Annotated in this window: 12 protein-coding genes; 7 read left to right on the plus strand and 5 right to left on the minus strand. The window is 66.4% G+C overall.

Annotation, left to right across the window (positions count from 1 at the left end):
* Positions 1 to 123: 123 nt before the first annotated feature.
* The 3 genes from AC1DD3_RS17655 (at position 124) to AC1DD3_RS17665 (ending at position 1,729) form a co-directional block, all read left to right on the plus strand.
* Positions 124 to 363: a hypothetical protein gene (locus tag AC1DD3_RS17655; RefSeq protein ID WP_230118609.1), complete on the plus strand. Its 240-nt coding sequence runs from the start codon at positions 124 to 126 to the stop codon at positions 361 to 363.
* A 188-nt stretch (positions 364 to 551) separates the two neighbouring features.
* The gene (locus tag AC1DD3_RS17660) at positions 552 to 1,001 is read left to right on the plus strand and encodes a sensor histidine kinase (protein ID WP_476876299.1); all 450 of its coding nucleotides are present in this window, start codon (positions 552 to 554) and stop codon (positions 999 to 1,001) included.
* Between the two features lie 62 nt (positions 1,002 to 1,063).
* A complete protein-coding gene (locus AC1DD3_RS17665) occupies positions 1,064 to 1,729 on the plus strand; it encodes a nucleoside/nucleotide kinase family protein (RefSeq protein WP_476882179.1) in 666 nt (221 codons plus the stop codon).
* A gap of 24 nt (positions 1,730 to 1,753) precedes the next feature.
* Here the strand turns inward: AC1DD3_RS17665 and AC1DD3_RS17670 are convergent, their stop codons facing one another.
* A complete protein-coding gene (locus tag AC1DD3_RS17670; protein WP_230118606.1) occupies positions 1,754 to 1,999 on the minus strand; it encodes a hypothetical protein in 246 nt (81 codons plus the stop codon).
* Between the two features lie 99 nt (positions 2,000 to 2,098).
* The gene (locus AC1DD3_RS17675; RefSeq protein ID WP_476882180.1) at positions 2,099 to 2,878 is read right to left on the minus strand and encodes a hypothetical protein; all 780 of its coding nucleotides are present in this window, start codon (positions 2,876 to 2,878) and stop codon (positions 2,099 to 2,101) included.
* 164 nt (positions 2,879 to 3,042) lie between these two features.
* On the opposite strand from AC1DD3_RS17675, the gene AC1DD3_RS17680 reads away from it, so the two are divergent.
* Positions 3,043 to 4,248 carry a polysaccharide pyruvyl transferase family protein gene (locus AC1DD3_RS17680; RefSeq protein ID WP_476876300.1) on the plus strand — a complete coding sequence of 402 codons (1,206 nt, stop codon included), beginning with the start codon at positions 3,043 to 3,045 and terminating at the stop codon, positions 4,246 to 4,248.
* A gap of 6 nt (positions 4,249 to 4,254) precedes the next feature.
* Positions 4,255 to 6,279 carry a DUF6541 family protein gene (locus AC1DD3_RS17685; protein ID WP_476882181.1) on the plus strand — a complete coding sequence of 675 codons (2,025 nt, stop codon included), beginning with the start codon at positions 4,255 to 4,257 and terminating at the stop codon, positions 6,277 to 6,279.
* On the opposite strand, the gene AC1DD3_RS17690 is transcribed toward AC1DD3_RS17685, so the two are convergent.
* Positions 6,263 to 7,336, minus strand: coding sequence for an LLM class flavin-dependent oxidoreductase (locus AC1DD3_RS17690; RefSeq protein WP_476882182.1), 1,074 nt, complete (start codon positions 7,334 to 7,336; stop codon positions 6,263 to 6,265). The genes AC1DD3_RS17685 and AC1DD3_RS17690 overlap by 17 nt on opposite strands.
* Before the next feature lie 142 nt (positions 7,337 to 7,478).
* Here AC1DD3_RS17690 and AC1DD3_RS17695 point away from each other — a divergent pair, with 142 nt between their 5' ends.
* Both AC1DD3_RS17695 and AC1DD3_RS17700 read left to right on the plus strand, forming a co-directional pair.
* The gene (locus AC1DD3_RS17695) at positions 7,479 to 8,315 is read left to right on the plus strand and encodes an alpha/beta fold hydrolase (protein ID WP_230118601.1); all 837 of its coding nucleotides are present in this window, start codon (positions 7,479 to 7,481) and stop codon (positions 8,313 to 8,315) included.
* 324 nt (positions 8,316 to 8,639) lie between these two features.
* Entirely contained in the window at positions 8,640 to 9,179 is a 540-nt protein-coding gene (locus AC1DD3_RS17700) for a hypothetical protein (RefSeq protein WP_230118600.1), read from the plus strand.
* Between the two features lie 116 nt (positions 9,180 to 9,295).
* Here the strand turns inward: AC1DD3_RS17700 and AC1DD3_RS17705 are convergent, their stop codons facing one another.
* The gene (locus AC1DD3_RS17705; protein WP_476882183.1) at positions 9,296 to 11,065 is read right to left on the minus strand and encodes a S8 family serine peptidase; all 1,770 of its coding nucleotides are present in this window, start codon (positions 11,063 to 11,065) and stop codon (positions 9,296 to 9,298) included.
* A gap of 282 nt (positions 11,066 to 11,347) precedes the next feature.
* Positions 11,348 to 12,364 (minus strand): LacI family DNA-binding transcriptional regulator, encoded by a 1,017-nt coding sequence (locus tag AC1DD3_RS17710; protein WP_230118598.1) that lies wholly within the window; start codon positions 12,362 to 12,364, stop codon positions 11,348 to 11,350.
* Positions 12,365 to 12,372: the final 8 nt, after the last annotated feature.

A 12,372-nucleotide genomic window follows, 5' to 3' on the forward strand; every position in this document is an offset into this window, starting at 1 on the left:
CTGGCCGAGACAGACTTGTCTGTCCTATTGTTTCTATCAGGATGAAGTGACGTCTTCGGGGCAACGTACCCCTGAGGGCGCCGCCGGCGGTACTGCAATGAAGCAGAGAAGAGGAGCGCACTGATGGACGATGACGACATCCGGGCCGTGGAAGAAGCCGCTGCCACGCTGGAATCCGAGAGTGCAGAGCACGAGCCTGCAGCGGTGACCCTGCAAACAGCCGTGGCGGCAGCGGTGACGCACGGCAAGCCCATCCGGGACGTCGCGGCCGCGGCCCACATGACAGCACTGGAAGTCCTTGACGCCGCTGACGCTGTCACGTACCCGCGGCAGGCGCTCCAGCCCTGGACCCTGGCCCAGTAGTAAGCCTCCCGGCGAACATTGGACCAGCCGACATTTGCCCGGTAAATATTGACCCGGTGAAAAGCTGATCCGATCCTGAGGAAATCCCGCGCTAAGCCTGATCCGCCCGCGCCACCCTTGATCCATCAGCCTGTTGGGAACGGCTCCCTCGGGGAACGCATTAAGAGCCGCAAGGAAGCGCGGGCACCATGAACAACGCAGCAACTCTCGAAGAAGTCACCGAGGTCGGGGGAGTTATCACGGATCCTGAACCCGTGGACTTCCACAGGCTCGGGCTCGCCGGCTGCATCGACCGGCTAACGGCACCGCTGCGCCGCCAAGGCACCTGCGTCCACTGGGAGACGCCCCATCACGGCGTGGAGATCTCGGCAAGCTGCGCCATCCTGCTGTACCAGTCTGCGCAGGAAGCCCTGAGCCACACGTTCCGGCACTCGCATGCCACCGACGTGACGGTAAGGCTCGCCGCCGTGTTCCACGGTATCCGGCTTACTGTTGCGGACAACGGCTGCGGATCGGGTCCCCGGTCGGCGGGGCACCGGACCGTGCACGCGGCGGTGCAGGAAGCCGGCGGGACAGTAGCCGTCGACTCGGAACCAGGATCGGGCACGGCAGTGACCGTGACGATTCCCCTGGACTGATCCGCCGGCTGAAGCGCCGGACCCGCTCACGTCCGCGCCGGACCTCGCCTAGGATTCTTTCCATGACAACGCGCAACGCCCAGCCGCCCGCGCTCCGGGCCTTCGACTCCCCGGAAATCCGGCAGGCCGTGGCCGAACTGCGCCTCCGGCTGTCCAGTGGAACGCGGACCCTGCTCGGGGTGGCCGGTGCCCCCGGCTCCGGAAAATCCACGTTCTCCGCCCGCCTCGCGGAAACCATGGGGCCCGGATTGGCGCTCGTGGTTCCCATGGACGGGTTCCACCTGGGGAACGCCGTCATCGACGGTACGCCCTTGAAGGAGCGCAAGGGCGCTCCGGACACCTTCGACGTCGGCGGCTACTTCTCGCTGCTGCAGCGGCTGGCGCGGCGGGACGAAGACGTTGTCTACGCACCGGACTTCCGGCGCTCGATCGATGAACCCGTCGCCGCGTCCATCGCGGTTCCCGCGCGCGTGCCGCTCATCATCACCGAGGGCAACTACCTGCTGTCCGACGAGCCGCAGTGGCGCCACGTCCGGTCCCAGCTGGACGAGGTGTGGTTCATCGACACTCCCCCGGATCTGCGCCTTTCGCGGCTCGTGGAGCGGCACATCCTCTTCGGCATGGACCGCGCCGCGGCTGAGGCCTGGGCCGGCGGATCCGACGAAGCCAACGCTCGGCTCATTGAAGCCACCCGGCACCGCGCCGACCGCGTTATTCCCTGGTTCTGACCGCGTGGGCGGGACAGTCCCGGCCTACTTTTCCTCCGAGTCCCACATGCCCGACTCGTCCGCAGCTTCTTCCGGTTTGTGCTCAGCGTCCGGGGCGCCGCTTCCCACGTAGCTCGCCGGCACGGTACCGGCCGCCTGGGTCAGCTGCTCTTCACGGATGTTCCCCGCTTTGCCCGCCTCAGGGTGGGGCTGCCGGGGATCGACGGCGTCCGGGTCGCCGGGGCCTTCAAGGCCCGCGGATTCGTGCGTCGGGTTGTTGGGGTCGCTCATGGAACTGCCTTTCACTCGGAACTGCCGATCATGCGCCGCCTCAAGGCCCGCGCTTCAAGAAACGCCGCGTGCCCTTGGCGGCAGTGCAGCGGAACCAGTCTATGTGCGCCCAGGTCCGGTGCCCTGGGTTCTTCGGAGGGAGCTGACGAGAAGCCAGGCAGTCCAGACCACGATCAGCACGATCCCCGCCAAAGTCGGCACGGTGTTGCTGCTGGAAAATCCTTCTGCGCCAATGACCCCGCCCTGGACAACGTAGGCCACGCCGGACAAGGCCATGAGGTAGCCCACCGCCCTGGGAATCCGCCGCGCCGTCCGCACTGCGAAGCCGAGGAGCACGAGGGCGGCGCCCAGCACAAAGCTCTGGTAGCTTCGCATTCCCCACTCGAGCCACCGAATGTCCTCAGCCGCGGCGAACCGCAGGGCCTTCTCCGGCCCCTCCGCCGCGATCCAGGCATCCACCGAATGCTTGAGCGCCACGCCGTCCACCGCCTGGAGCCCGCCGTAGAGGGCAAGCGCTGCAGCCGCCGCCAGTGTTCCGAGGCGCGCCGTCCAGGGCGCATGGCCCGGCACGTCGTCGAGTGTGCTTCCCAGGACAAACAGCCCGGCTATGAGGACCGCCATGCCCGCGAACTGGCCCAGATGGACGCCGATCCACAGGTCGCTGGCCGCATACTCCGTGAAGGCGGCTACGTGGTCATTCGCGCTGGCACCCTCCGGATGAAGGATGCCGGCCGCCAGGGAGAGCACGACGCCGGCAAACAGCAGGCTTGCGGCCAGCCGGAAGGATGCTGCAGGTTCAGTCCGACCGGCTGCTCCCGGACCTTCCGCCGGAAGAGCGCGCCCGCGGGGGGCGGCGCCGTCGTCGTCATTCTTTTCCATGGAACTCACCCCCAACCGGAGGATCCCTGCTTTGCCAGTAGGTTACGCCTGTCGGTCGCAACAGACCATGCCCTGTAGATCCGGCGCCGTCCGCCGGCGTCATCCTCGTACTCTGTCCGTAAGGAGTCAGGCCTTGGCCGGTCAGGAACGCTATAGTCTTCACCATGCAGTCGGGTCTCATTTATCTGATCGGCCCCTCGGGCAATCCCAACTTTGGCGACGAATTCATTGCCGCCGCCTGGCTCAGGTATTTGGCGGTCGAGCGGCCCGACGCCGAGGTTTGGCTGGATTGCCCACAGCCAGGCCTCGCGCAGGTCCTCTTCGACGGGCTGCATCCGCGGCTGCGCGTAACGAACACGCTCTGGCGGCTGGTTCACGAAAACGCCGACGTTCCCATCGAGACCTCGGCGGACACCATCAGAGCCCGTGTCACCGGGCTCGGCTCCCCGTCCTACGATCTTGGCCTCCTCAAGTTGCGGGAAGCCGAATCGCTCCACCTCATGGGCGGGGGCTACATCAACGAGAACTGGTCGCACCATGCGGGACTCGTCGTCGCCATGCGCGCCGTCCGCGACCTGACGGGTGCACGACTCGTCGCGACCGGCCAGGGACTCATGCCGCTGGTGACCTCCGCGCCTGCCGAGATGCCCCTGTTCCAAGGATTCAGCCATGTCACGGCGAGGGATGAAGCCGGGGCAGCGGCCTACGGAGTCGACCGCGGGTTGGATGACGCGTTCCTCGGGGTGGCCGGGGAAGTCGCCCGCGCCCGGGGAGAGGCTGCGCTCTACGTGTGTATTCAAAGCGACACCGCCGATCCGGAGCGGTTCGAGACAGCCGTCGCGTTGGCGCGCACTGCCGTGGAAGAGGCCGCCGGCGAGGGCCGCAAGGCCTTCTACATCGAAGCCATTCCCGGTGGCGACCGCGCGGCCTACGAGCTTATGGCCGATCTCATCCCCGAGGAGCGGTTCCTGCCGTTCTCACACATCTGGACCCACGGCCTTCCGCTCTCGGACAGCCAGACCTGGATCACGAGCCGCTTCCATTTCCATCTCCTCGCTGCCGCCGCCGGCGCGCGCGGCATCGCCGTCGGCATGAAAGAGGGCTACTACGACGTCAAACACGAGTCGGTGGCCGCGCTGGGAAGCGGGTGGTCCCTCGCGATGGGTGCTGACGAGCCCGGGATGCCGCCGCACCGCGGATCCCTGCAGGCCGGCGTGGCGGCGCTCGTGTCGCAGAAGCACGCAGAAGCCGCGAAGGTCTACCCCCGGGCGGAAGACCAGCCAGGCTCACGTTCCGCCAATGCCGCCAAGCTCTTTGGAATCACTCTGGGCACGTCCCGGAGGAACAAGATCCGGCACGGAGCAAACTGACCGGACATGCTCGACTGGCTACCCGAGCTGGCACGCCCGGCCCTGACTACCCTGCTCCTCCTGGCCGCGTTTTTCCTCCCGGGAACCCTTGCGCTCCTCCCGCTAAGGACGGGATGGCCTGCCGCCGTCGCGCTGGGCCCGGCCGTCACCTTGCTGCTCTACATGGCGGGAACCTTCGCGGCGGCGGCCTTGCACCTCCCGTGGAACCCGGCAACCGCCGTCGGACTGGCTGTTCCGCTGGTCCTGCTCCCCTGGCTCATCGGCAGGCGCTATGCATTCCGCACACCGCTGGTGCCGCCCGCCCTCCCTGCATCCACGAAGGTCGGCGTGGGTGCCGGCCTGGCCGTCGGCTCGGTCCTGACCTGCCGGGCGCTGCTGCGCGGCATCGGAAACCCGGGGACAGCGTCGCAGGGGTGGGACCCGATCTTCCACCTGAATGCCCTTCGATGGATCCAGGAATCGGGCAATGCAACGCCGTGGGGCATTGCCCCCATCTTCGGAGCCGGCAGGCCGACCTATTACCCCTCCGGCTGGCACAGCGCGGTGGCCCTTTTCCCTGACGTGACCGCAGCGGCAAATCTGTCCTCCGTCGTCATCGGCGGCATCATCTGGCCGATCGGCCTGGCTTTTCTGGCATCGGCGGTCGTGCCGCGGCATCCTGCAGTCTGGGCGCTGACGCCGCTGCTGGGTGCCTCCTTCATCAGCTTCCCGTTCGCCCAGCTGCTGCGCAGCGGGCAGTGGCCCAACGGCCTCGCCACTGCCCTGGTTCCTGCCACCGCGGCGGTGGCCATACTGCTGCTGCGGCGGCTGACCTCCGGAGAGCGCGGCGTGACCACGCGCGGACAAAATATACTTCTGGGCGTCGTCTGCGCGGCGGCCCTGGGCGGTTGCGTTGCCGCCCATCCGAGCACCATCTTTGCCCTGGCAGTTGCTGTTCTTCCGTTTGTGGCGGCTGGCCTCCTCCCGCTTTTCCTGCGGGGACCCCGCCGCCGGCCCTGGATCACCGGGGCCGCCACTGCCGGGGCGGTCCTCGCTGCGGTGCTGTTATATTCGGCCTTGGCCGGCTTCAAACTGCTGGCGGGCGTCATGGCGTATCGCCGGGCGGTCCGGGCAGTGATTCCTGATTCCGTTAATCTTGCGCTGTTCGATCTTCCGCAGTTTCCCGCCCTCCGTACCCCGTCCCCGGATGACTTCAACCTCGTGGTGGGCCTGCTGGCCATCGTCGGCGCGATCATTGCCGTCTTCGTTCGGGAAGCGCGTCCGCTTGCCGTCTCGTGGTTGGCGTTCGTGGTGCTTTACGTGCTGGCGGCCGGACCCGAGAACGGCCTCAGGTGGCTGACCGGCTTTTGGTATAAGGACACGCAAAGGATCGCTCCGTTCATCGCCATGGCCGGGAGCATTCTGGCCGCGCTGACCATCGTCGTCATCACCGGGACCGTCATCCGGGCCGTGTCCGCCAGGTGGCCCGACGCCGCCGTATCCGGGCGGTGGAAGGTGCCGGCGGCTCTTTTCACCGGCTGTGTCATGGTCATCACCGGCGCGATCTATTTCAGTTCGGCGGCTTACCGGTCGGTTGACCGGGTCGCTGTGGCTGCGCAGAACTACGCCGTCTCCGCCAAGCCAGGCAATGGCGTCCTGTCCAGCGGCGAACAGGCGTTCATCCAGCGTGCCGGAGCCCTGCTTCCCGCGGATGCCGTGGTGATCGGGGATCCCTTCAACGGCGAAACGTATTTCTATGCGCTCACGGGAAGGCACGTCGTCTACACCCAGCTGGGCGCTGCGACGGCTTCGAGCGCAGCCAAAGAGCTGCTTCGCACCGGCTTCAACCGCCTGCACACGGACAAGTCAGTCTGCGCCGCCCTGCTCAAGGTGGGGGCGACGCACTTCTACCAGGACATTGCGGGCGGCTCGCACGGGAGCGCCAGCCTGAAAAGTTGGCCCGGCTTCTACAACGTCTCCACGGATCAGGGCTTCGAGCAGGTCGCTGCGGACGGCGGCCGGGCGCTGTACCGGATCACGGCCTGCCGGTAGGCAGGTTTCCGGCAGATACCCCGCCTGAGGATTTCGGCTGCCAGCCAAGCGCCGGCGCGACGTGCCTGGCGATCGTCCCCAGCATCTTGGCGTTGTACTCGACGCCCAGCTGGTTCGGAACAGTGAGCAGGAGGGTGTCGGCCGCCTGCACGGCGGCGTCCGCGGCCAACTGCCCGGCAATGACGTCAGGCTCGCCGATATAGCTCTTGCCGAAGCGGGCCAGGGCGCCGTCGAGGGCGCCCACCTGGTCCCGGCTCTCGCGCAGGGCACTGAGCCCGAAGTATTGACGATCCTCGTCATCGGCGAGGGGCAGCACGCTCCGGCTCACAGAAACTCGCGGTTCGCGGCTGTGACCGGCTGCCGCCCACGCCTCCCGGAATAATGCAATCTGTTCGGCCTGGAGTTCGTCAAAGGGCACGCCGGTGTCCTCCGTGAGCAGGGTGGAGCTCATCAGGTTCATGCCGAGTTGAGCGGCCCAGACGGCGGTCTTGCGGGTTCCGGCACCCCACCAGATCCGCTCTCCCAGCCCCTCCGAGCGCGGCTGGATAGGCAGCAGGCCGGTGGCCCCTCCGGCGTACCGGGGATCCGCTTCCACCACACCGGCACCGGCCACAGCCCTGCGGAATTCCTCCGCGTGCCGGCGGGCCATGTCCGCATCGGTCTCCCCGTCGCGCGGGAGATAGCCGAACGCCGCAGCACCGTTCTTCGCCGGCTCGGGTGAACCCCTGCTGATGCCCAGCTGCAGCCGGCCGCCGCTGATGAGGTCCGTGGCGGCCGCTTCCTCTGCCATGTACAAAGGGTTCTCGTAGCGCATGTCCACCACTGCGGTGCCCAGTTCGATCCGGCTGGTCCTGGCCGCAATGGCCGCGAGCAGTGGGAACGGGGAGGCCTGCTGGCGGGCGAAATGATGCACTCTAAAGTAGGCGCCGTCGATGCCGAGTTCCTCGGCCGCGACAGCCAGGTCGATCCCCTGCAGCAGGGCATCACGCGCTGTCCGCGTGTGCGAACCCTGGACCGGGCCCCAGTGGCCGAAGGACAGGAAGCCGATACGTTTCATGACCTCTGCAACGCTTTCGCGTCCGCTGCCATTCCTGCCGGAAGGCGCCCTTGGACGGCTTTCCCGCCGGGCGTTCGATCCGGATAGGTTGGTACCACCGGTAGAGGACGACCGTTCTCACCAGACCGAGAGGACTGCTGACATGGCTTACATCACCGTTGGACAGGAAAACAGCACCGACGTCGAGCTCTACTACGAGGACCACGGCACCGGCCAGGCGGTGGTTCTCATCCACGGCTACCCTCTTGACGGCTCGTCCTGGGAGAAGCAGACGGCGGCCCTGCTTGATGCGGGATACCGGGTCATCACCTACGACCGGCGCGGCTTCGGCAAGTCAAGCAAGCCCACGACCGGCTACGACTACGACACCTTCGCTGCCGACCTGGATACCCTCCTCAACACCCTGGACCTCAACGACGCCGTGCTGGTCGGATTCTCTATGGGCACCGGCGAAGTGGCCCGCTACCTGTCAATGTTCGGTTCGGCACGGGTAGCGAAGGCCGCCTTCTTCGGTTCCCTGGAGCCGTACCTCCTCCAGTCCGACGACAACCCCACCGGCGTCCCGCAGTCCGTGTTTGACGGCCTCGCCGAGGCGGTCAAGGCGGACCGTTACGCCTTCTTCACGGAATTCTTCAAGAACTTCTACAACAGCGGGACCTTCCTGGGAACACCCCGCCTTAGCCAGGAGTCCGTGAATGCCAGCTGGAACACGGCCTCAAGTGCGGGAGCCTTTGCCTCCCTGGCGGCCGTGCCCACGTGGATCACCGACTTCCGCGCCGACATCCCCAAAATCGATGTCCCCTCGCTGATCGTTCACGGCACAGCGGACAACATCCTGCCGATCGACGCCACCGGCCGGGAGTTCAGGAAGGCCCTGCCGGACGCGGAATACGTGGAGATCGACGGCGCCCCGCACGGCCTGCTCTGGACGCACGCAGCCGAGGTCAACGAAGCCCTGCTCGGCTTCCTTGGCAGGTAGCTCTATAAGGCCGGCAGGCAGATAAGAGCGCATAACGGCCGACGACGCCTAGGCCGTCGTCGGCCGTTCGCATTTGCCTCCAGGATCGCCCGCAACCAAAATCGGTGGAAAGAAGCGCTCAAACCGAGAGTCGGGCGTAAGATAATGAAGTACCGGATCCAAGGACAAAGCCTTGAAAATGAATCCGGCCCCTGGTCTCCCGTAGCTTACGGGAGCCCTTTTTAATAACGGGACACAAACGGCTGACTCAGCCTGCCAACGCAACGGGATCTGCCGGTGCTGCCCGTCCACAAAAAAATTTTGCATATCAATGCAGGAGTAGAAATGACTACAACTCCGACGATCCGAAGCCGCCATTCCTTCTCGGCCCGGTTCGCAATGATTACGACAGTTTCCTTGGGACTGCTTGCCGGCCCCGTTGCCTTTGCCAGCACGGCGACGGCAGCAGCGCCCCGCCATTCGAACGGGGACAACTGTAGCGTCACGGCCTACAGGCCGACTGCGGACCACGGAAGGAACAACAACAGGGACAAGAAGGACAGCAAGTCCGTTGATGTCAAGTTCGCGTTCAAGATCCACTGCGACAAGGGAACCCGGGTTTACTTCGAGCAAAAAATGTTCAAGGAAAACGGGCGAGACCATCGCATCGGGTCCGACAAGGGCTGGGTCTGGGTCGGCAAAGACAGCGACGAACATGTCTACAACGTGGAGAAGGTTCGTGCTGACCGCGGCGACAAGTTCGTCAAGGTGTTCCATGAAGTGAAGATCCAGTTCAAGAACAACGACAAGAAGCGCGATTCTTGGGGGTCCGACCGTGACACGAGCCCCACGGCTTACATCCGTGTCGACAACGGGCGTAGGTAACAGTCCGCGAGGGCTTTCCCACTGACTGTTTAGCGACTGGGAGGACGACGGCGGCACGCAAGTGCCGCCGTCGTCCTCTGTCTTTGTGCCTGCAAGCTAAAAGCGAACCTGCTACTTCACAGCGAACCGGTGGTGAAGTTCCAGCTGTACGTCGTCAGGCTGTTGCCGGCGAGGTCGCGGACGGCCTCCGGTCCACCCGTGACGGTAACGGTGTAGCTGGTCCTGGCGGCCAGCGTGGCGGACGGGTTCAGGATCCATTGGTTGGTGGTTCCGTAGCGGGAGACCGTCGCGGCCATCTTCGCGCCGGTGACCGAGTTCTTGACGTAGATGGTGCCGGTGCCTGCACCCTGGATGGCTTCGCCGAAAGTCACAGCGATATTGCTCGACCGCCGGACCAGGGAGGCGCCGGGACGGGGGCTCATCCCGGTGATCACAGGCGCCGGCCCCGTGGTGAAGGTCCAGCTGGTCGTGGCCAGCGGAGTACCCGCGGCGTCCCGGACGGCTGCGGTTCCGCCGAGCAAAGTGGCGGTGTACTTCGTGTCATTGGCAAGGCCGGACGCCGGGTTCAGCGTGGCCGTGCGCGTGCTGGCACTGTAGGTGACCGCCGCCGGGATGACGGCGCCGCCGGGGCTTTTCAGCATGAAGGAACTGCCGCCGATTCCCTGGACGGCTGTGCTGAAGGTGGCCGTCACGTTGCCGCTGACGGCCACGCCGGTGCCGTTGGCGCCCGGCGTGCGGGCGGTAACGGTTGGGACCGTGAGGATGCGGGCGGAGGGGTCCGAGTACAGCAGGCGGTTCGGTGTTCCGGCCCCGCTGCCCGTGATCGCCGCGGGAGTGGAGCCGGAGATCAGCCGGGCCGCCACCGCCGCGGGAGCCAGATCCGGCGAGCGCGACAGCACTGCAGCGGCCGCGCCGGCCACATGCGGCGACGCCATGGAGGTTCCGCTCATCGAGGCAGTCGCCGTCGCCGAGGCGATCCCTGCCGACGTGATTCCCACGCCCGGCGCGTACAGGTCAACGCAGCTGCCGAAGTTGGAAAACGAAGCCTGCCGGTCCGACGAGTCACTTGCGGCGACGGTCAGTGCGTCGGGCACCCGGGCCGGGGAGCTGTTGCAGGCATCGGTGGCGGAATTGCCGGCTGCAACCACCGCTGTGACGCCGTCGTTGAGTACGCCCTGTACTGCCGCGTCCACCATGGCGCTGGCGGTGCTGCCGAGGCTCATATTGGCAACGGCGGGCGTCCCGGCCTGGTGGTGGGAGGCCACCCACTCGAGGCCTGCGATCACGTCGGAGTTGAAACCGGATCCGCTGCAGTCCAGGACACGCACGGGAATGATGGTGGCGGCCTTCGCAACACCATAGGTCTTACCGGCGATGGTGCCGGCGACGTGCGTTCCGTGGCCGTTGCAGTCACCTGTTCCGCGTCCGTCGGCCACGGCCGTCCATCCCGCAGCGACGCGGCCGCCGAACTCGCTGTGGGAGGCGAGAACGCCGGAGTCTATCACGTAGGCACTCACGCCGGAGCCCGAACCAGCCGACGTGTAGGAACCGGACAGGGGCAGGGCGTGCTGGTCGATGCGGTCCAGTCCCCACGGGGCTGGCTGCTGGGTTTCGACGGCCGTCACGGGGGCATCAATTTCGACGGCGGCCACCTGCGCGGAGCTCTTCAGCTCTGCGGCCTGGGCGGGCGTCGCTGTCACGACGGCGCCGCGAAGCGCCTTCGAGAATGTGCGTCCGACGGCGATGTTCCGCGAGCGCAGGGTCTTGGCTGCCCCCGCGACGTCCGTCCCGGGGGCGTAGCGCACCAGGTAGCGGGCGGCTCCCCCGCCTGACCGGGAAGCGGGCACAGTGCCCGCGGTTCCCGCGGACACTCCTGCGGTGGTCACCGACAGTGCTGTCAGCAGTAGCGTGGCGAGGGCAGAGCGGAGGAAAGAATCAGAACGAATTTTGGGTTCCTAGGGACGCGGGGTGGGGCGACGGAATCTGGCTAAATCCAGTGTATTTTCCGCTGCCGCTGGAAGCGCCGGAGCTGCCTCTAACCTTCGGCGAAACTTGGAGTGCTGGGGAAAAACCGGCGTAATCCTGCGCGTCGGCCTGGGCAGGGTGAGAAAATGCAGGGTGAGAAGAGGCGGGTGACCTGCAGCCACCCTGCCTCTTATCCGCCGGTCCTAGGTCGATTCGCGGATGACCAGTTCGGTGGGGATGGTGATGGCCGCCGGGCGCTGACCCTCAATGACGGCCAGTAGGAGCCGGACCATCTCGTCGCTGATCCGTTCGAACGGCTGCCTCACGGTGGTCAGCGCCGGGGCCGCTTCCGACGACACATTAATGTCGTCGAACCCCGCGACTGCAACGTCTTCGGGCGTCCGGAGTCCGGCCTCCTTGAGCACGTCCAGGGCCCCGAGCGCCATGAGGTCGTTCCCCGCGAAAACCGCGTCCAGATCCGGGACGCGGTTCAGCAGATCCCGCATTCCCTTCGCCCCGCTTTCCCGGCTGTAGTCCCCGTGGACAACCAGGCTTTCGTCGAAGTCAGCGCCCTGGTCTGCCCGGTAGGCCTCCAGCCGCCGGATGCCTCCCGAGGTGTCCTGCGGCCCTGTGATCGTGGCGATCCGCTTGCGCCCCCGCGAGCGCAGGTGCTTCAGGACGTCCAGTGCACCTTCGTAGTCATCCGCGGCAACGTAGCCCATCTTCTTTTCGAATCCGAGCGGAACCCCGCAGGCGATGGCAGGAACGCCGGCGGCGATGATTTCGGAGATGATGCCTTTCCGGCTGCCGTGCGAGGAAACCAGGAGGACGCCGTCGACGTGCCCGGCGGTGAGGAATTCGGTGGCTCGGCGCTGTTCATCGTCCGTGCCGGCCATGATGAGGACCAGCGGGATGTCGTGCACGGCGAGGGCGTCGGCTGCGCCCCGCATGAGCACGGCGAAGTTCGGATCTTCGAACAGTCGGTCGTGGGACTCGGTGAGCAGGAACGCCACGGAATTGGCACGGTTCGTCGCCAGGTTCCTGGCGTGCGGGTTGACCCGGTACCCGGTCTTCTTGATGGCGGCGTTGACGGCGGCCAGGGCCGCGGGGCTGACCCAGTGTCCCCCGTTGAGCACCCGCGAGACCGTGCCGCGTGACACGCCGGCTTCGGCCGCGACGTCGTCGATCTTGGGCCGCTGCTTCATCGGGGGGTGAGTCATGGTTCAAG

The sequence above is a fragment of the Arthrobacter sp. 05T444 genome (assembly GCF_056395905.1).

Bases quoted from the DNA above. Each gene is read 5' to 3' on its own strand.
- AC1DD3_RS17655 (WP_230118609.1), top strand. From the start codon at position 124: ATGGACGATGACGACATCCGGGCCGTGGAAGAAGCCGCTGCCACGCTG.
- AC1DD3_RS17660 (WP_476876299.1), top strand. From the start codon at position 552: ATGAACAACGCAGCAACTCTCGAAGAAGTCACCGAGGTCGGGGGAGTT.
- AC1DD3_RS17665 (WP_476882179.1), top strand. From the start codon at position 1,064: ATGACAACGCGCAACGCCCAGCCGCCCGCGCTCCGGGCCTTCGACTCC.
- AC1DD3_RS17670 (WP_230118606.1), bottom strand. From the start codon at position 1,999: ATGAGCGACCCCAACAACCCGACGCACGAATCCGCGGGCCTTGAAGGC.
- AC1DD3_RS17675 (WP_476882180.1), bottom strand. From the start codon at position 2,878: ATGGAAAAGAATGACGACGACGGCGCCGCCCCCCGCGGGCGCGCTCTT.
- AC1DD3_RS17680 (WP_476876300.1), top strand. From the start codon at position 3,043: ATGCAGTCGGGTCTCATTTATCTGATCGGCCCCTCGGGCAATCCCAAC.
- AC1DD3_RS17685 (WP_476882181.1), top strand. From the start codon at position 4,255: ATGCTCGACTGGCTACCCGAGCTGGCACGCCCGGCCCTGACTACCCTG.
- AC1DD3_RS17690 (WP_476882182.1), bottom strand. From the start codon at position 7,336: ATGAAACGTATCGGCTTCCTGTCCTTCGGCCACTGGGGCCCGGTCCAG.
- AC1DD3_RS17695 (WP_230118601.1), top strand. From the start codon at position 7,479: ATGGCTTACATCACCGTTGGACAGGAAAACAGCACCGACGTCGAGCTC.
- AC1DD3_RS17700 (WP_230118600.1), top strand. From the start codon at position 8,640: ATGACTACAACTCCGACGATCCGAAGCCGCCATTCCTTCTCGGCCCGG.
- AC1DD3_RS17710 (WP_230118598.1), bottom strand. From the start codon at position 12,364: ATGACTCACCCCCCGATGAAGCAGCGGCCCAAGATCGACGACGTCGCG.